The organism is Sphingomonas citri (assembly GCF_019429485.1).
Lineage (GTDB): Bacteria > Pseudomonadota > Alphaproteobacteria > Sphingomonadales > Sphingomonadaceae > Sphingomonas > Sphingomonas citri.
This window is the reverse complement of sequence record NZ_JAHXZN010000005.1, coordinates 228656-246355: the sequence shown is the minus strand read 5'-3', so window position 1 is coordinate 246355 and position 17700 is coordinate 228656. Positions and strand designations below refer to the sequence as shown.

The window sequence follows — 17700 nt, the reverse complement described above, 5'->3', positions numbered from 1 at the left end:
GATGGGTATCGCGCAGACGATCAAGGCGTTCACGCTCTACGAGTTCGTGAAGGCGCACGCGCTGACGCTGAAGTATTTCTTCAAGCCGAAGGCGACGATCAACTATCCGTTCGAGAAGAACCCGCTGTCCCCGCGCTTCCGCGGTGAGCATGCGCTGCGCCGCTATCCCAACGGCGAGGAGCGCTGCATCGCGTGCAAGCTGTGCGAGGCGGTGTGCCCGGCGCAGGCGATCACGATCGAGGCCGAGCCGCGCGACGACGGCAGCCGCCGCACCACGCGCTACGACATCGACATGACCAAGTGCATCTACTGCGGCCTGTGCCAGGAGGCCTGCCCGGTGGACGCGATCGTGGAGGGGCCGAACCTGGAGTTCGCTACCGAGACGCGCGAGGAGCTGATCTACGACAAGGCCAAGCTGCTCGACAACGGCGACCGGTGGGAGCGCGCGATCGCGGCCAACCTTGCCGCCGACGCGCCGTACCGGTAGGCGCTCGCGTGATTTCAGGGGTCGACATGATTCTGACGGACACCACCGCGGCCACGGCCGCGGTTTTCTCGACCGCGCGCCGCCGCGGCGCCGACGTGGGGGCAGCGTGAGATGATCCAGGCCATCGCCTTCTATCTCTTCGCTATCGTCGTGCTGGTCTCGGGCGCGATGACGATCTCGTCGCGCAATCCGGTCCACTCGGTGCTGTGGCTGATCCTGGCCTTCTTCAACGCCGCCGGGCTGATGGTGCTGGTCGGCGCCGAGTTCATCGCGATGCTGCTGGTGATCGTCTACGTCGGGGCGGTCGCGGTGCTGTTCCTGTTCGTCGTGATGATGCTCGACATCGACTTCGCCGAGCTGCGCGCGGGCTTCGTGCGCTATTTCGGCATCGGCCTGGTGCTGGCGGTGGCGCTGGTGGCGGAGATCCTGATCGGCATCGGCGCGTGGAGCGCGGGCGGGATCGATCTCGCGCGGCGCGCGGCGCCGACCGTCGCGGCCAAGTCGAACATCGTCCAGATCGGTGAGCTGCTGTACACGCGCTACCTCTTCATCTTCGAGGGCGCGGGGCTGGTGCTGCTGGTGGCGATGATCGGCGCGATCGTGCTGACTCATCGCGAGCGTTCGGGCTCGCGCTACCAGGATATCGCGCGGCAGAACGCGCGGCGTCCGCAGGACGCTACGCGCAACATGCGGCCGGAGATCGGCCAGGGGGTACAGCTGTGAGCGGAGCCATGTCGGGCGGGGTCGGCCTGATCCACTATCTGGTGGTGGCGGCGCTGCTGTTCACCATGGGGGTGCTGGGCATCTTCCTGAACCGCAAGAACATCATCGTCATCCTCATGGCGATCGAGCTGATCCTGCTGGCGGTGAACATCAACCTCGTCGCTTTCTCGGCGGCGCTCAACGACCTGGTCGGCCAGGTGTTCGCGATGTTCGTGCTGACCGTCGCCGCCGGCGAGGCCGCGATCGGTCTTGCCATCCTCGTGATCTTCTTCCGCGGCCGCGGCTCGATCTCGGTCGACGATCCCAGCCGGATGAAGGGGTAATCCGCCCGTGACGTCGATCCTCTTCATCGTTTTCGTGCCGCTGGTCGCGGCGATCGTCGCCGGCTTCGCCAACAAGTCGTTCGGCGCGACGCTGCCCAAGGCGATCACCACCGGCGGGCTGTTCCTCGCGAGCGCGCTGTCGTGGCCGATCTTCATCGGCTTCCTCACCGGCGCCAACGAGGCGACGGTGACGCCGGTGCTGCACTTCATCCACTCGGGCACGTTCGACGTGTCCTGGGCGCTGCGCGTCGACGCGCTGACCGCGGTGATGCTGGTGGTGATCACCAGCGTTTCGGCGCTGGTCCATCTGTATAGCTGGGGCTATATGGCGGAGGACCCGGACCAGTCGCGCTTCTTCGCCTATCTGTCGCTGTTCACCTTCGCGATGCTGATGCTGGTGACCGCGGACAACCTCATCCAGATGTTCTTCGGCTGGGAGGGCGTGGGCCTCGCGAGCTACCTGCTGATCGGCTTCTGGTTCCGCAAGCCGAGCGCCAACGCCGCGGCGATCAAGGCGTTCGTCGTCAACCGCGTCGGCGACCTCGGCTTCATGCTCGGCATCTTCGGCACCTATCTCGTCTTCAACACCGTCTCGATCCCGGCGATCCTCGCCGCGGCGCCGTCGATGGCGGGTTCGACGATCGGCTTCCTGTGGTTCCGCGCCGACACGATGACGGTGCTGTGCCTGCTGCTGTTCGTCGGCGCGATGGGCAAGTCGGCGCAGCTCGGCCTGCACACCTGGCTGCCCGACGCGATGGAGGGGCCGACCCCGGTGTCGGCGCTGATCCACGCCGCGACGATGGTGACCGCGGGCGTGTTCATGGTGTGCCGCCTGTCGCCGATGTTCCAGACCTCGCCGACCGCGATGGGCTTCGTGACCTTCATCGGCGCCGCGACCTGCCTGTTCGCCGCGACCGTCGGCACGACGCAGACCGATATCAAGCGCGTCATCGCCTATTCGACCTGCTCGCAGCTGGGTTACATGTTCTTCGCCGCGGGCGTCGGCGCCTATGGTGCGGCGATGTTCCACCTGTTCACGCACGCGTTCTTCAAGGCGCTGCTGTTCCTCGGCGCCGGCTCGGTGATCCACGCGATGCACCACGAGCAGGACATGCGCTATTACGGCGGGCTGCGGAAGGCGATCCCGATCACCTTCTGGGGCATGCTGCTGGGCACGCTGGCGATCACCGGCGTCGGCATCTACGGCGTTGGCGGCTTCGCCGGCTATCACTCCAAGGACGCGATCATCGAGGTGGCCTGGGCGGCCGGCTCGCCGGCGGCGTCGATGGTGGGCGTGTTCGCCGCGCTGCTGACGAGCTTCTACTCGTGGCGCCTGATGTTCCTCACCTTCTGGGGTGAGCCGCGCTGGGCCGCGTCCGAGCATATCCAGCACGCGCTCCACGACGCGCACGGCGGCGCGCATGACCATGCGCATGACGCCCACCACGATCATGCGCACGACGCGCACGGGCACGAGGCGCACGCGGCCGAGCACGGCAGCGCGCACGCGCACGGCCACGACGACGCGCATCATCCCGATCCCGCGGGTGAGGATGCGGGTCACGCGCCGGCGGTAGAGTCGCGCGGGTTCAACGAGATCCCCAAGGGCACCGGCGGCTATCACCCGCACGAGAGCCCGGTGGCGATGCTGATCCCGCTGATCGTGCTGTCGATCGGCGCGGTCGCCTCGGGCTTCGTCTTCCATCACTGGTTCATCGACCCGGAGACGGCGGGCGGCTTCTGGAAGGGCGCGCTCTACTTCAACGAGCACCTCATGCACGAGATGCACCAGGTGCCGCTGCTGGTGCAGCTGGCGGCGACGATCGTGATGCTGTCAGGTCTGCTGATCGCGTATCTGACCTACATCCGCTCGCCCGAGGCGCCGGCGAAGTTCGCCGACACCTTCCAGCCGCTCTACCAGTTCCTGCTGCGGAAATGGTATTTCGACGAGCTGTACCACTTCCTGTTCGTCCGCCCCGCCTTCGCGATCGGTCGCCTGCTGTGGCACCGTGGCGACGAGGGAACGATCGACCGGTTCGGGCCCAACGGTTCGGCCTGGGTGGTGCAGGTCGGCAGCCGCGTCGCCGGCCGCCTGCAGACCGGCTATGTCTATACCTACGCGTTCGTCATGCTGATCGGGCTCACCGCCGCGATCACCTGGGCGATCGCGGGCTGAGGGGCTCCATCACGTGTCGTTCCCGATCCTCTCGCTGATGCTCGCGATCCCAGCCGCCGCGGCGGTCGCGTGCCTCTTCCTCTCCGCCTCGGCGGCGCGCTGGACCGCGCTGGCGGCGACGCTGGCGAACCTCGCGCTCGGCGTCGTGCTGTGGCTGTCCTATGACGTCGGTGGCGCGCAGTGGCAGTTCGTCGAGTATGCGCCGCTGTTCGGCCGCTTCGGCTGGGCGCTCGGCATCGACGGCTATGCGCTGCTGCTGATCGTGCTGTCGGTGTTCCTGATGCCGATCTGCATCGGCGCGAGCTGGCAGGCGATCGAGAAGCGCGTGCCGGAATATATGAGCGCGTTCCTGTTCACCGAGGTGCTGATGATCGGCACCTTCGCGGCGCAGGACCTGTTCCTCTTCTACATCTTCTTCGAGGCCGGCCTGATCCCGATGTTCCTGATCATCGGCATCTGGGGCGGCGCGAACCGGATCTACGCCTCGTACAAGTTCTTCCTGTACACGCTGCTCGGCTCGCTGCTGATGTTCATCGCGATGCTCTACATGAGCATCACCGCGGCGACGACCAGCATCCCGGCGCTGATGAACTACGACTTCCCGCCGCAGGTGCAGACCTGGCTGTGGCTCGCTTTCTTCGCCTCGTTCGCGGTGAAGATGCCGATGTGGCCGGTCCATACCTGGCTGCCCGACGCGCACGTCCAGGCGCCGACCGCGGGCTCGGTGATCCTGGCGGGCGTGCTGCTCAAGCTCGGCGGCTACGGCTTCCTGCGCTTCAGCCTGCCGATGTTCCCCGAGGCCTCGGCGCAGCTGGTGTGGCTGGTGTTCGGGCTGAGCGCGGTGGCGGTGATCTACACCAGCCTGGTCGCGCTGGTGCAGTCCGACATGAAGAAGCTGATCGCTTATTCGTCGGTCGCGCACATGGCGATCGTGACGATCGGCCTGTTCGCGTTCAACGCGCAGGGGATCGAGGGCGCGATGATGGTGATGCTGGGCCACGGCCTGGTGTCGGGCGCCTTGTTCCTGTGCGTCGGCGTAATCTACGACCGGCTCCACACCCGCGAGATCAGCCGCTACGGCGGTCTGGCGATCAACATGCCGCGCTATGCGTTGCTGTTCCTGCTGTTCACCATGGCGTCGATCGGTCTGCCGGGGACGAGCAACTTCGTCGGCGAGATCCTCAGCCTGATGGGCACCTACCAGGTCTCGACCACGGTCGCGCTGCTGTGCACCACCGGCATCATCCTGGGCGCGGCGTACATGCTGTACCTCTACCGTCGCGTCGTGTTCGGCGAGATCAAGTCGGAGGAGGTCGCGGCCATGTCCGACCTCAGCCCGCGCGAATTGTGGCTGCTCGCCCCGATCGCCGCGGCGGTGCTGTGGATGGGCGTCTATCCGGAGAGCTTCCTCGCGCCAATGCGCAAGGACACGCAGATCCTGCTCGCGCGGATCGATCGCGCACGCCCGGCAGGTGACTCGCTGCCAACCACGGGCACCGGCATCGTGCCCGCCGCCCACGCCGAAACTCACGCGCAGGGGAGCGCGCACTGATGGATTATGCCGCTAACCTCGCGATGACGCTGCCCGAGGTGGTGCTCGGGCTGGGCGCGATCGCGCTGATGCTGGTCGCTGCCTGGGGCGGGCCGGCCTCGACCAAGGCGGTGTCCTGGACCGCGGTGGCGGTGCTCGCCGGCGCCTGCGTCGCGCTGGTCGGCCCGGCCTCGTCGGGCGGGCAGGCCTTCTACGGCCTGTACCGCGCCGACAGCTTCGCCGCTTTCTCCAAGGTGCTGATCTACGTCGCCGCCGCGGTGGCGATCGTGATGGCGCCCGACTTCTTCCGCCGCACCGCGGGGGACAACCTGCGCCCGGAATATCCGGTGCTGATCCTGCTCTCCGCGGCGGGCATGGGGATGATGGTCTCCGCCGCCGACCTGCTGACGCTCTACGTCGGTCTCGAGCTGCAGAGCCTCGCTGCCTATGTGCTGGCGAGCTTCATGCGGCAGGACCAGCGCTCGGCCGAGGCGGGGCTGAAGTATTTCGTGCTCGGCGCGCTGGCGAGTGGGATCCTGCTCTACGGCATCAGCCTGGTGTACGGCTTCACCGGCTCGACCTTGTTCGACGAGATCGCGGGCGCCTATGCCGCCGCGCCGCTGACCGGCGACGCCAAGTCGACCGGCCTGCTCTTCGGGCTGGTGTTCGTCTTCGCGGGCATCGCCTTCAAGATCTCGGCGGTGCCGTTCCACATGTGGACCCCCGACGTGTACGAGGGCGCGCCGACGCCGGTGACCGCCTTCTTCGCCTCGGCGCCCAAGGTGGCAGCGATCGGGCTGGGCGTGCGCGTCGCGGTCGAGGCGATGGGCCCGGCCGAGGGACAGTGGCGCCAGATCGTGATCTTCGCCGCGCTCGCGTCGATCCTGCTCGGCGCGGTCGCCGCGATCGGCCAGCAGAACATCAAGCGCCTGCTCGCTTACTCGTCGATCAACAACGTCGGCTTCGCGCTGATCGGTCTCGCTGCGGGCACGCAGGAGGGCGTCGCCTCGGTGCTTACCTATATGGCGATCTACATCGCGATGACGCTCGGCAGCTTCCTCGTCGTGCTGCAGATGCGCGACGCCGACGGGCAACCGATCGAGACGATCGCCAGCCTCGCCGGGCTGTCGCGCACGCGGCCGGGGCTGGCGGCGGCGCTGGCTATCTTCATGTTCTCGTTGGCCGGGATCCCGCCGCTGTTCGGCTTCTACGCCAAGTTCGCGGTGTTCTACGCCGCGGTGCAGGCGGGGCTGTTCCCGCTGGCGGTGGTCGGCGTCGTGTTCAGCGTGATCGGCGCTTATTATTACCTGCGCCTGGTCAAGACGATGTACTTCGACGAGCCCGCCGGCACGTTCGGCGAGGGCGACCGGCTCGAGGGCGGGCTGATCGCCGCGGCGGCGGTGATCGTCTCGCCGCTCGGCTATCTCGTCATCCCGGCGCTGTCGGCCTGGACGCTGGCGGCGGCGGCGAGCCTGTTCTGACGCGCACGCTCCACGTACCCGAGACCGGCTCGACCAACGCCGACCTGCGCTCGTTCGCGCGCGACGGCTACGGCGAGCACGGCCTCTGGCTCCGCGCCGACCGTCAGACCGCGGGGCGCGGGCGCGAGGGCAGGGCGTGGGACTCGCCAGTCGGCAACCTCTACGCCAGCACGCTCGTCCGCCTCGCCGCGGGGGACCCGCCCGCGCCGACGCTCGCTTTGGTCGCCGCGGTGGCGCTGGAGGAGACGGTGCGCGCGGCGCTGCCCGACGCGGCGGCGCTGCGCCTCAAATGGCCGAACGATCTGCTGCTGGACGGCGCGAAGCTCTCGGGTATCCTGCTCGAGCGCGTCGACGAGTGGGTGGTCATCGGCTTCGGCGTCAACGTTGCCCATCACCCGGAACTCGCTGATCGCGCCACCACCAGCCTCTGCGCGGCGGGGGCGACGAGCGACGCCGCGACGCTCCAGAGCGAACTCGCCGCGACGCTGGCGCACTGGCACGCGCGCTGGCGCGAGGAGGGTCTCGGCCCCGTCGCCGAGCGCTGGCGCGAGCGCGCGCACCCGCCCGGCACCGAACTGCGCGCACGCCTTCCCGACGGGGGCGAGTGGCACGGGCGCTACGAGACCCTCGACCCCGGCGGCGCGCTCGTCCTGCGCTTGGCGGACGGGAGCCGGCGTGTCATGCACGCGGGCGATATATTCCTGCTGTGAGAGAGGGTGCGATGCTGCTCGCGGTCGACGCCGGCAACACCAACGTGGTCTTCGCCTTGGTCGACACCCCGACCCGCGCGATCCGCGCGCGCTGGCGCATCGCCACCGACCCGCGCCGCACCGCCGACGAATATGCGGTGTGGCTGAGCCAGTTGCTCGCGCTCGAGGGCTATAGCCGCGACGACGTCGCCGCCGTGATCGTCTCCACCGTGGTGCCGCGCGCGCTGCATAATCTCGAGGTGCTCGCCGCCAAATATTTCCGCAGCGACGCGCTGATCGCGGGGCGCGCGCCGCTCGACTGGGGCATCGCGATCGACGTCGACGAGCCGAAGAGCCTCGGCGCCGACCGCGCGGTCAACACGATCGCCGCGCACGCGCTCCACGCCGGCGACCTGATCGTGATCGACTTCGGCACCGCCACCACCTTCGACCATTCCGACTACACCGGCGCCTACAAGGGCGGGATCATCGCGCCGGGTATCAACCTCTCGCTCGACGCGCTCGTGATGGCCGCCGCCAAGCTGCCGCGCGTCGCGATCGAGGCGCCCGCGAGCGACAGCGTGATCGGGCGCAACACGGTCGATCAGATGAACATCGGCATCTACTGGGGCTATATCGCGATGATCGAGGGGCTGGTCGCCCGGATGCGCCGCGAGATCGTGCGGCCCGTCAAGGTGATCGCCACCGGCGGGCTCGCCACGCTGTTCGAGCGCCACACCGACGCCTTCGACGCGATCGAGCCCGATCTCACCATCCAAGGGCTGGCGATCATGTACGAACGCGCCCATATATCCAGGTGAACGCCCGGCCGGCGCGCAGTCCGGCCCTTCTCTCTTCCTCCCGCTTCATCGGCGCATCCGGCGCCCCGCGCGGGACGACAAAGGACTTCAATGACTCCCAACAACAAGGAACTGCTCTTCTGCGCGCTCGGCGGCTCGGGCGAGATCGGGATGAACGTCACGCTCTACGGCCATGCCGGTAAATGGCTGATGGTCGACTGCGGCGTCACCTTCGCTGACTCGCATTATCCCGGGATCGACGTGATCCTGCCCGACCTGCGCTTCATCGAGGAGCGGCTCGACTCGCTCGTCGGCATCGTGCTGACGCACGGGCACGAGGACCATATCGGCTCGCTGCCCTATCTCGCCGAGGATCTCGGCGTGCCGATCTACGCCACCCCGTTCACTGCCGGGCTGGTGCGCGGCAAGCTGGAAGAGGAGCGGATCGAGGATCGCGTCAAGATCCGCCTGGTCCACGCGCGCGAGCCCTTCACGGTCGGCCCCTTCTCGGTCGAGGTCGTGCCGCTGTCGCACTCGATCCCCGAGGCCAACGCGCTGCTGATCGACACGCCCGCGGGGCGCGTCTTCCACACCGGCGACTGGAAGCTCGATCCCACCCCGGTGATCGGCAAGCCGTCCACCCCGGACGAGCTCGCCGCCATCGGCGAGCAGGGCGTCGACGTGCTGGTGTGTGACTCGACCAACGTCTTCAACAACGAGGCCTCGGGCAGCGAGGCGAGCGTGCGCCAGGGCCTCGCCGAGAGCGTCGCGCGCGCGCGCGGCCGCGTCGTGGTCACCACCTTCGCCTCGAACGCGGCGCGGCTGCACACGCTGGCCGAGGTTGCCAAGGAGACTGGGCGGCGCCTGTGCGTCACCGGCCGCTCGCTCGACCGGATCATCCGCGTCGCCAAGGCGACCGGCTACCTCAAGGACTTTCCGGAGACGATAGACGTCGACGCGGCGATGCGGATGCCGCGCAACAAGGTGCTGATCATCGCCACCGGCGGTCAGGGCGAGCCGCGCGCCGCCCTGGCGCGGATCGCCGACGGCTCGCACCCGGTCCGGCTCGACATGGGCGACATGGTGATCTTCTCCGCCAAGCAGATCCCCGGCAACGAGGTGGCGGTGGGCCGTATCCAGAACCAGCTCGCCGCCAAGGGCGTCGAGATGGTCACCGAGAAGCAGGCGCACGTCCACGTGTCGGGTCACCCGGGCCGGCCCGAGCTCGCCCAGATGTACGGCTGGATCCGACCCGGCGCGCTGCTGCCGGTGCACGGCGAGATGCGCCACCTGATGGAGCATGCGCGCTACGGCCAGACGCAGGGCATCCGCGACGTGCTGGTGCAGACCAACGGCGATCTCGTCCGGCTCGCGCCGGGCGCGCCCAAGAAGATCGGCGACGTGCCGGTCGGGCGGCTGGTGCTCGATGGCGACGTGATCCTGCCGTCGGACGGCGGCACGATCAACGACCGGCGCCGCATCGCGGTCAACGGCCAGATCTCGGTCGGCATCGCGGTGGACCGCAACGGCCGCGCCGGCGGCACGCCCGAGGTCCGGATCCAGGGCGTGCCGGTCGAGGAGGAGCGCGAGCCCTTCCTCGCCGAGGCGGCCGAGGCCGCGGCGGAGGCGATGAAGGGCCGCGTGCGCGACCGCGAGCGGCTGCGCGAGGACGTGCGGCTCGCTGTGCGCAAGGTCGCCACGCGCTGGACCGGCAAGAAGCCGGTGATCGACGTGGTGATCGTCCAGGTCTGAGGAGGGACGGATGCGCTGGACGTCGCTGCTGGCGATCTACATCCTGTTCTGGGCTTTCTCGGTGTTCCTGGTGCTGCCGTGGGGCGTGCGTACCTCGGCCGAGATGGGCGCCGAGCACGTCCCCGGCACCGCCGAGAGCTCGCCGCACAGCTTCTCGCTCAAGCGCGTGCTGGTGCGCACCACGATCGTCGCGACCCTGCTGTTCGGGCTGTTCGTGGCGAACTACGAGTTCGGCTGGGTGACCGCGGGCATGCTCGACTTCGCCGACCCGGCCAACGCGATCTAGGGTGGGGCGCTTCCACACGCGTCACGTTCGCGGCGGCGCCTCAGCCCCGGCTCGCTCCCCTGAAGGGGAGGGGAGATCAGTTTACGTCATTCCGCTCGCGACCGCGTTCGCGCTCACCTCACCGAGTAAGGCACCGACACGCTGATCGACGAGCCCGCCGCCATGCTCGACTTGGGCTTGATCCGCACGCTCGTCACCGCCGCCTGGCTGGTCGCGTCGCCGGGGACCGGCACGTAGGTCCAGGTCGCGCCGCCGTCGCTTGAGAAGTCGATCTGGTCGGTCGTGCTCCCCGGTGAGGCGTAGGCGATCGTCGCGCCCGACGGCGGTGACCCCTCGGTCACCTGCACCACCGCGCCGCTGCCGGTACCGTCGCCGTCGAGCGCGATCGCCATGCGGGTCGCGGTGGGAACGACGAGGGTGGTCGCGTCCAGCTCGGTGGCGACCAGGTCGGGGTTGCTCAGCGTCATCACCATGCGGCGCTTGCTGCCCGGTATCGCCTTGGGGTTGAGCGTGCCGTTGACCGGATCCCAGGTGACCGCGCCTAGCGCCAGTGCCACCGTGGGCGGCTTGGGGGCGACGTAGAGCGTGACCGCGAGCGTCACCGTCTGGCTACCACTGTCGGTGGCGCCGAGCGTGCACAGGCTGCCCACCGCGACGCCGTTGCAGAAATTCCAGTCCCAGCGGATCGCGATCGATCCCTTGTAGGTGCCGGGCGCGGGGGCGGTGCCGCTCGCGAGCTTGAAGAACAGCGGTACGTTGGCGCCCTGGCTGCCGACGGTGAGCAGCGTGACTGCACCGCTCTTCATATAATAGGTCGTCGTGCCCGGCTTGATCTCATAGCTGCTGCTGGCGTTGGCGAAGAGCTGGTAGGCCAGCGTATCGGCGGCGTTGCTGGTCGAGGTGAGCTTGAGTGTCGCGCCCGACCCGATTGTCGCGCTCAGATAATTGGCGCTGAGCAGCGTCAGCACCGTGAGCGTGGTGCACTCGAACCCCGACGCGGTCTGCGCATAGGGCACCGCACCGGCCTTGATCGCGGCGGGCGAGTAGCTGCCGACCGTCACCGCCGTGTTGGCGGGCATCGTGCAGGCGAGCGCCGGCGCGGCGACGAGCGCGAGCAGGGCGGCGAGCAGGCGTACGAGCCACGGCGACAGCGGGGCGGGGGAGCGGGACGGCGCGCGCATGCGAACCGACACAGCAGAGGTTGGTTAAGCCGCAGTTAGGTGCGCGCGCTATAGGGCGCGGTTTAGACCGAAGTCGCAAAGCGGCCTGTCACGGCGAGTAGCGCGCGCCGTCGCCACCTCCGAATGACGGGCGAACGGAAGGGTGAGGTCAACGGGCGACCGCACCTGGCGTCGCCCTAGCGAAGCCGCTCGATCGCCTGCGCCAGCGCGACGTACAGCTTGCCCATGTCCGACGAGAGCAACGTCACTCCCAGCGGCGAGCCGTCGCGCTGCGCCAGGATCGTGCGGAGCATCGCCTCGAAATCGTGGATGTAGCGGTTGACCTGCTCGCGGAACGCGCCGTCCTCGTCGTAGAGCCGCGCGACGTCGCGCTGCTCGCCGCCGTCGAGCAGCCGTACCGCGCGCCGCGTGAAGACGCCGCGGTCACCCTTGAGATAGGCCGCCCAGGCGCTGTCCGAGATCTCGGGCGCGAAGGTGCGGGTCAGGTCGATTGAGGCCGAGTTGAGCGACTCGATCAGCAGCGAGGCGCGCCGCGCGAAGCTGTCGCGCTCATTCTCCTCGCCTGCCGCGCGCGCTTCCTCCAGCCGCTGGTCGATCAGCGCGATCGTCGCCTCGATGCCATCGAGCTGCTGCTGCAGCCGCTCGCCCGCGCGGTTGGTCGCCGCCACAGCCGCCTCGGCGACCTGCGCCACCTGGCGGACCTGGCCCTGCACCCCGCTCTCCACCGCGCGGCTGAGCGCGGCGGCACCCGCGCTCTCCAGCGCGTCGGCGGCCTCGGGGATCACGCGCGCGATCGCCTCGCGCGCGTGATCTGCCGCGGCCGAGGCGGTCTCCCGCACGCGCAGCAGCGCCTCGACCAGCCGCGGCGCGGCCTGTTCGGTCATGTCGTCGATCTGGCGCGAGGCATCGCCCATCGCCTCGCCGATCTCGTCGGCCTGGCTGCGCCCGCGCGCCAGCCCATCGTGGAGCCGGCTGGTGAGTGACTCGACCGTCTGGCGCTGCTCGGCGACGACCTGTGCCACCGCCTCGATCGCGTCGTGCGTGCTCTCGGCCGCGGTGACGAGCGCGAGCAGCTCGGGCTTGGCCGCGGTGATCACCTGCTTGGTCGAGGCGACGCGGCTCTCCAGCCGCGAGATCGCCTCGGGCATGGTCTCGTCCATCTCGCGCGCGGCGGCGTCGAGCGCGACGAGCAGGTGCTCGGTCGTCGAGATCGTGTGCTGCGCCGAGGCGTGGCCCGCGTCCATCGCGCGCGCCAGCGCCTCGGCCGAGGCGTGGAGTGCGCTCACCGACGCGGCGAGCTGCTGGGTGCGCTCGCCGCCGTCGCGATGCAGCGCGACGAAACGCTGGTCGACGCGCAGGATCGCATCGTCGAGCGAGTCGAACAGCTGGCGACCCGCGCCCTGCTGCGCGTCGAGCCGCGCCGCGATCCGCTCGATCACCACCTCGATCAGCCCGATCCGCTCGGCCAGCGCCTCGGCGCTCTCGCGCGCGGCATGGTCGAGCGCGGTCTGGTTGGTGCTGACCATCGCCAGCATCGCGTCGCCCTGTGCCGCGATCGCCTTGCGCGACTCGTCTATCGCGCGCGCGGTGCGATCGAGCAGCGCGTCGACCGCACCCGCCGCCGCGGAGGTGACCGCCTCCAGCCGCGCCCCGGCGGTGTGGCTGGTCGATTCCATCCGCTGCATATACGCGGCGAGCTTCTCCGCCGCGCCGCCCGCGATCGCCTCGGCGTCGCGCCCGCGCGCGACCAGCGCCGCGACCTGCGCATCGAGCCCGGCGCTGTGTTCATAGGCGACCAGCCCGGCCTGGTCGATCGTCTCGGTCAGCGAGCGCGTCTCCTCCGCGGCGCGCGGCAGCGCCGCTAGCAGCGCGTCGAGCCGCTCGTGGGCGCCGCCGGCGGTGGCGGAGAGCGCGCCGGTCTGCGCGTCGACGCGCTGGACTTCGGCGGAGAGCGTGCCCGCGATATCGGCGAGCCGCGCGGTCGCGGCATCGCCCAGCGCGGTGAGCAGGCGCACCTGCTCGGCCATCTGGGTGCGCTGCTCCTCGATCGTGGTGCCGAGCACCGCCACCGTGTTCTCCAGCGCGACCGCCTCACTGCGCATGGCGCGCGCGGTCGCGCCGAAGCGCTGCGCCTCGGCGGTGGAGGTGCGCAGCGCGGCGAGCCAGACCACGCCCGCCAGCGCGGGCACTGTCGCCAGCGCGGCGCCGAACTGCGCCAGCGCCAGCGGCGTCATCGCGCTGAGCGAGTCACGCGCGAGCCACAGCAGCGCCGCGACCCACAGCACCGCGACCGCGATCGCGACCCAACCGAGCACCGGCCGCGGGCCGCCCAGCGTAGGGCGGTCGGGAGCGTCGTCGGAGAAGAACGGGTCGGTCACGGTCGGGGCGGGCTCCGCAGACGGAAGGGAGGCGGGATCGGGCCAGCTCTCCGGCCAATGATCGGGCCAACGCGCGCCAGGCTCGGTCGCACGTGCATCGGATAGTGAAGTCGGCCCCCCGGTCATCCGCTCCATCTAACACGTTTGCCCGCATCGGGAAGCCGTCTCGGAGGGGCACAGTCGCTCGGTCCGCCGCGTCGCTGCGCCGCGTCACGGATATTGCCGCGGTCCACGCCACCCCGTAACAGCCATGCCATGCTGGCCGGGCTCCTGTTCGCGATCCATGAGGCAGAGGACCGACCGGGGACGCTCGCGGCCACGCTGCCCTTCGCCGCGGCCTCGCTGATCGAATATCAGGCGCGGCTGCTGGTGGCATGCGACGCCGCGCAGATCGTCGTCGTGGTGTCGCGCGAAACGCCGGAGCTGATGGGCGCACTGGCGCGGATCGGGCGGCGTGGCGTCGCGGTCGACGTGGTCCGCACCGCCGCGGAGGCGCTGGCCAAGCTGCACCCGCTCGCGCGCGTGGTGATGATGGCGGACGGGCTGGTCACCACCGAGGGCGTCGTCCACGCGCTGGCGGGCGAGGGTGGCGACGCGCTGCTGGTGGTGCCCGGCGCGCAGGCTTCACCGCTGTTCGAGCGCGTCGGCGCGGGCGCGGCCTGGGGAGGCGTGGCGCGGCTCGACGCACGGCGCATCGCCGAGGCGGCGCGCCTGCCCGACGATTACGATCTCCAGTCGACGCTGCTGCGCGCCGCCGACCAGGCCGGCGCTCGCCACATCTCGCTGCGGCTCGACGACATGGAATTGGGCCACGGCATCGAGCGGCGGGCGAGCGCGCTGGAGGAGCGCGGCCGCGCGGTGCTGTCGGCGTCGATGGCGGTGCGGCCGAGCTGGTTCGAGCGGCTGGTGCTGCGCCCGCTCGCGCGCGCGGTGATCCCGGTGATCGCGCGGCGCGCGATCGGCACCGGCGCGTGCACCGCCGCGGCGGGGGCGGCGGGACTGGCCGGCGGCGCCGCGATCGCGCTCGGCGCACCCGGGCTGGGCGTCCTGGTGGCCCTCGCGGCGGTGCTGCTGGCCGAGATCGCAGGTGCGCTGGCGCTGTTCCGCGACGAGCCCGCGCTGTTGCGCGCCAGCCGCGCGCTGATCATGGCGGTGCCTGCGATCGCGGCGCTGCTGCTGGCGCATGAGGTGGATCGCGAGGCCGCGACCGCGAGCGCGCGGCTGCTCGCGATCGGAGCGCTGGTCGCGGCCGGCGTGGGCGAACGCGCCGCCGTCGCCGCGCCGCGCCGGGTCTGGTGGGGCACGGCGCCGGGCTATCTCGCGATCTTGGCCGTGGCGACATTGCTCGGCTGGCCGACCCTCGGCCTCGGCATCGTCGCCGCCTACGCCGCCCTGACGCTGGTGGTCGCGGTCGAGTGGCTGCGGCGAGTGACTTAGAGCGTGGTTAAGGATCGCTCGCTAAGGGGTGGGGAGATGCCCGCCCAACCCTCTCAGGCGATCGATTCGGACCTGGCCGCGCGAGTCGCGGCGCAGGCGGCGTCGGCCGACGGCCGGGCGGGGGCACGGCTGAGCGCGACGATCGCGGACGTCTTCGCCGACGTGCGCGACCGACTCGACGAGCGCACCCGAGTGGCGATCAACCGCCTGGCCGAGACGACCGTCGCCGCGATCGAGCGCGACATCGCCGGTCACGCCGCGCGGCTGCTCGAGGCGCGCGGCTTCCCGGACGCCGCCGCGCTGCTCGCCGGCAATCGCGCGATGACGCTGCCGCGGCTGGTCGAGTCGGGGCTGATGCGTGATCCAGGGGTGATGGGGGAGATGATCGCGCAGGCACGCGTCGACCTGATCGACGAGGCGCTGGCGGCGCAGCGCGCGCCCGGCGGCACCGCGACGCTGGCTGCCGCGCTCGCGGAGAGCGCCGACGGTGTGGTGCGTGCTCGTGCGGTGGCGTATCTGGTGGCGGACAGTCGGCGTCGCCTGGCCCACGCCGATCGCCGCGCCGAACTGCCAGAGGCGATGCACGAGCGGCTCGCCTGGTGGGTGGCGGCGGCGCTGCGCGAGCGGCTCGGCCACGGCGTGCCACCCGAGGTCGACCGCGCCTTGTCCGAGGCGAGTCAGCGCAGCATCGCGGCGCACGACGACGGCGAGCGCGTCGAGGCCGCCGCGGCGCAGCTCGCCGCCGCGATCGACCCCGTCGCGGGCGCGCTGCCGCAGCTGCTGATCGACTCGCTCGGCGAGGCGCGCACCGATCTTTTCGTCGCGCTGCTGGCGCACGCGCTCGGGATCGAGTTCGCCGAGGCGCGCGGGCTGACGCTCGACGCCGACAGCGACCGGCTGTGGCTGGCGCTGCGCGCGCTCGGGATCGAACGGCACCTGATCGCGCAGGTCGGTTTCGTCCTGTGCGAGGCCGATCGCGCGCGCGACGTCGAGACCTTGCCCGATTCGCTCGACCGGGTCGCCACACTGGCGCCCGAGACCGCCGCGCGTGCGGTGGCGCCGCTGACGTTGCACCGCGATTTTCGCGCCGCCGTGCGCGCGCTCGCCCGCAGCCCGCGCGCGTGATGGCGCTGGCGACGCTGCACGCCGCGGTCGACCGGCACGACCGGCTCGCCCGCGCCGACGATGCCTTCGCCGCGCTCAACGCGCGCGCGGGCGGGCGTCACGGCGCGCTGCTTGCTATTCCCCAGGTCGCGGTGCTGGTGCGGCTGGCAAGACGGCTGCGCATCCTGGTATCGCGCGCGGTGACGATCGCCGACGGCGACCGCGACCTTGATTGCTGGGTCAAAGCCATGCCCGATGAGACCGGGGTGGCACTGACCGTCTCGCTGCTCCGCGAGCGTGCCGCCGGCCATGCCCGCGCGGGCGCCGCCACGCTGGCAGAGGTGACCGCGCCCGAGGACGCCGACTGGACCTGGGAGGTCGACTCGGAGCTGCGCGTCACGCGGCTGTCGCTCGACACCGCGGCCCGGCTCGGGCTTGATCCCGCCGCCGCGCTGGGCCGCCCGCTGAGCCGGCTGTTCGTGCTCGAGCCAGACCGCGACGGCACCATGCCGCTGCTCGATGCGCTCACCGAGCGGCGCGACTTCGCCGACCAGCCCGCGCGGCTGCACGGCAGCGGCGCGCGCGTGACGCTCGCGGGACATGTCCGACTGGATAGCGGCGGCGGCTTCGGCGGTTTCGTGGGCGCCGCCTATGTCGCCGCGCCTCAATCCGCCGCCCCGCAGCTTCGCCCGTTCGACCACCGGCTCGATACGCTGCTGCGCGGCGCGCTGGCGCGGATCATCGCCGACGCCGACGGGATCAGCGCCGGCGGCGACGGTCCGCTCGACAGCCACTACGCCGACTATGCCGCCGATATCGCCGGCGCCGGGCGCCACCTGCTCGGGCTGATCGACGATCTCGTCGACCTGGAGGCGATCGAGCGCGAGGATTTCACCACCGAGCGCGCGCCGGTCGACCTCGCCGACGTGGCGCGCCGCGCCGCCGCGTTGCTGTCGGCGCGCGCGACTGAGGCGGGTGTGACGATCGACCGCTCGGGGTGCGAGAACGAGCTGATCGCACTCGGCGAGTTCCGGCGGATGCTGCAGGTGGCGGTCAATCTGATCGCCAATGCGGTGCGCTACGCGCCGCGCGACAGCGCGATCGTGCTATCGCTGCGGCGCGAAGGCGGCCGCGCGCTGCTGACCGTGGCCGACGTCGGGCAGGGCATCGCCGCGGCTGACCAAGTGCGCATTTTCGGCAAGTTCGAGCGCGTCGATCCCGGCGAGCCGGGCGGCAGTGGGCTTGGGCTTTACATCGCGCGGCGGCTCGCCGAGGCGATGGGTGGTACGCTCACCGTCGACAGTGCCCCCGGCGACGGCGCGCGCTTCACGCTAACACTGCCAGCTGGCTGA

Annotated in this window: 15 protein-coding genes; 13 read left to right on the top strand and 2 right to left on the bottom strand. The window is 70.6% G+C overall.

Features of this window, described 5'->3' with window-relative positions:
- The first annotated feature begins 1 nt into the window (after position 1).
- From nuoI to KZ820_RS15175, 10 genes are all read left to right on the top strand, one after another.
- On the top strand, positions 2-487 hold the full coding sequence (gene nuoI, locus KZ820_RS15220; RefSeq protein ID WP_183943127.1) for an NADH-quinone oxidoreductase subunit NuoI: 486 nt from the start codon (positions 2-4) through the stop codon (positions 485-487).
- 111 nt (positions 488-598) lie between these two features.
- Positions 599-1210, top strand: a complete 612-nt coding sequence (locus KZ820_RS15215; RefSeq protein ID WP_219749442.1) for an NADH-quinone oxidoreductase subunit J — start codon at positions 599-601, stop codon at positions 1208-1210.
- Between the two features lie 8 nt (positions 1211-1218).
- Positions 1219-1533 carry an NADH-quinone oxidoreductase subunit NuoK gene (gene nuoK, locus KZ820_RS15210; protein WP_132910444.1) on the top strand — a complete coding sequence of 105 codons (315 nt, stop codon included), beginning with the start codon at positions 1219-1221 and terminating at the stop codon, positions 1531-1533.
- 7 nt (positions 1534-1540) lie between these two features.
- Complete coding sequence (gene nuoL, locus KZ820_RS15205) at positions 1541-3709, top strand: NADH-quinone oxidoreductase subunit L (RefSeq protein WP_219749441.1); 2169 nt, start codon at positions 1541-1543, stop codon at positions 3707-3709.
- 13 nt (positions 3710-3722) lie between these two features.
- The gene (locus tag KZ820_RS15200) at positions 3723-5261 is read left to right on the top strand and encodes an NADH-quinone oxidoreductase subunit M (protein ID WP_308462244.1); all 1539 of its coding nucleotides are present in this window, start codon (positions 3723-3725) and stop codon (positions 5259-5261) included.
- Positions 5261-6721 carry an NADH-quinone oxidoreductase subunit NuoN gene (nuoN, locus tag KZ820_RS15195; RefSeq protein WP_219749440.1) on the top strand — a complete coding sequence of 487 codons (1461 nt, stop codon included), beginning with the start codon at positions 5261-5263 and terminating at the stop codon, positions 6719-6721. Before KZ820_RS15200 ends, nuoN begins: the two co-directional genes overlap by 1 nt.
- Entirely contained in the window at positions 6718-7431 is a 714-nt protein-coding gene (locus KZ820_RS15190; protein ID WP_219749487.1) for a biotin--[acetyl-CoA-carboxylase] ligase, read from the top strand. The genes nuoN and KZ820_RS15190 overlap by 4 nt, the downstream gene beginning before the upstream one ends.
- An 11-nt stretch (positions 7432-7442) precedes the next feature.
- Positions 7443-8231, top strand: a complete 789-nt coding sequence (locus KZ820_RS15185; protein ID WP_219749439.1) for a type III pantothenate kinase — start codon at positions 7443-7445, stop codon at positions 8229-8231.
- Positions 8232-8321: 90 nt separating this feature from the next.
- Positions 8322-9962 carry a ribonuclease J gene (locus KZ820_RS15180; protein ID WP_219749438.1) on the top strand — a complete coding sequence of 547 codons (1641 nt, stop codon included), beginning with the start codon at positions 8322-8324 and terminating at the stop codon, positions 9960-9962.
- A 10-nt stretch (positions 9963-9972) separates the two neighbouring features.
- Positions 9973-10248: a DUF1467 family protein gene (locus KZ820_RS15175; RefSeq protein ID WP_132910448.1), complete on the top strand. Its 276-nt coding sequence runs from the start codon at positions 9973-9975 to the stop codon at positions 10246-10248.
- Between the two features lie 113 nt (positions 10249-10361).
- Here the strand turns inward: KZ820_RS15175 and KZ820_RS15170 are convergent, their stop codons facing one another.
- Together KZ820_RS15170 and KZ820_RS15165 are read right to left on the bottom strand one after the other, a co-directional pair.
- Positions 10362-11429 (bottom strand): spore coat protein U domain-containing protein, encoded by a 1068-nt coding sequence (locus KZ820_RS15170; RefSeq protein ID WP_219749437.1) that lies wholly within the window; start codon positions 11427-11429, stop codon positions 10362-10364.
- A 176-nt stretch (positions 11430-11605) separates the two neighbouring features.
- Positions 11606-13807: a hypothetical protein gene (locus KZ820_RS15165; protein ID WP_308462243.1), complete on the bottom strand. Its 2202-nt coding sequence runs from the start codon at positions 13805-13807 to the stop codon at positions 11606-11608.
- Between the two features lie 255 nt (positions 13808-14062).
- On the opposite strand from KZ820_RS15165, the gene KZ820_RS15160 reads away from it, so the two are divergent.
- The 3 genes from KZ820_RS15160 to KZ820_RS15150 are packed head-to-tail and all read left to right on the top strand — an operon-like array spanning position 14063 to position 17700.
- Positions 14063-15244, top strand: a complete 1182-nt coding sequence (locus KZ820_RS15160; RefSeq protein ID WP_219749435.1) for a hypothetical protein — start codon at positions 14063-14065, stop codon at positions 15242-15244.
- A gap of 36 nt (positions 15245-15280) precedes the next feature.
- On the top strand, positions 15281-16369 hold the full coding sequence (locus tag KZ820_RS15155; RefSeq protein WP_219749434.1) for a DUF2336 domain-containing protein: 1089 nt from the start codon (positions 15281-15283) through the stop codon (positions 16367-16369).
- Positions 16369-17700 carry a sensor histidine kinase gene (locus tag KZ820_RS15150; RefSeq protein ID WP_219749433.1) on the top strand — a complete coding sequence of 444 codons (1332 nt, stop codon included), beginning with the start codon at positions 16369-16371 and terminating at the stop codon, positions 17698-17700. Before KZ820_RS15155 ends, KZ820_RS15150 begins: the two co-directional genes overlap by 1 nt.

Bases quoted from the DNA above. Each gene is read 5' to 3' on its own strand.
- nuoI (WP_183943127.1), top strand. From the start codon at position 2: ATGGGTATCGCGCAGACGATCAAGGCGTTCACGCTCTACGAGTTCGTG.
- KZ820_RS15215 (WP_219749442.1), top strand. From the start codon at position 599: ATGATCCAGGCCATCGCCTTCTATCTCTTCGCTATCGTCGTGCTGGTC.
- nuoK (WP_132910444.1), top strand. From the start codon at position 1,219: ATGTCGGGCGGGGTCGGCCTGATCCACTATCTGGTGGTGGCGGCGCTG.
- nuoN (WP_219749440.1), top strand. From the start codon at position 5,261: ATGGATTATGCCGCTAACCTCGCGATGACGCTGCCCGAGGTGGTGCTC.
- KZ820_RS15185 (WP_219749439.1), top strand. From the start codon at position 7,443: ATGCTGCTCGCGGTCGACGCCGGCAACACCAACGTGGTCTTCGCCTTG.
- KZ820_RS15180 (WP_219749438.1), top strand. From the start codon at position 8,322: ATGACTCCCAACAACAAGGAACTGCTCTTCTGCGCGCTCGGCGGCTCG.
- KZ820_RS15175 (WP_132910448.1), top strand. From the start codon at position 9,973: ATGCGCTGGACGTCGCTGCTGGCGATCTACATCCTGTTCTGGGCTTTC.
- KZ820_RS15170 (WP_219749437.1), bottom strand. From the start codon at position 11,429: ATGCGCGCGCCGTCCCGCTCCCCCGCCCCGCTGTCGCCGTGGCTCGTA.
- KZ820_RS15160 (WP_219749435.1), top strand. From the start codon at position 14,063: ATGCTGGCCGGGCTCCTGTTCGCGATCCATGAGGCAGAGGACCGACCG.
- KZ820_RS15155 (WP_219749434.1), top strand. From the start codon at position 15,281: ATGCCCGCCCAACCCTCTCAGGCGATCGATTCGGACCTGGCCGCGCGA.
- KZ820_RS15150 (WP_219749433.1), top strand. From the start codon at position 16,369: ATGGCGCTGGCGACGCTGCACGCCGCGGTCGACCGGCACGACCGGCTC.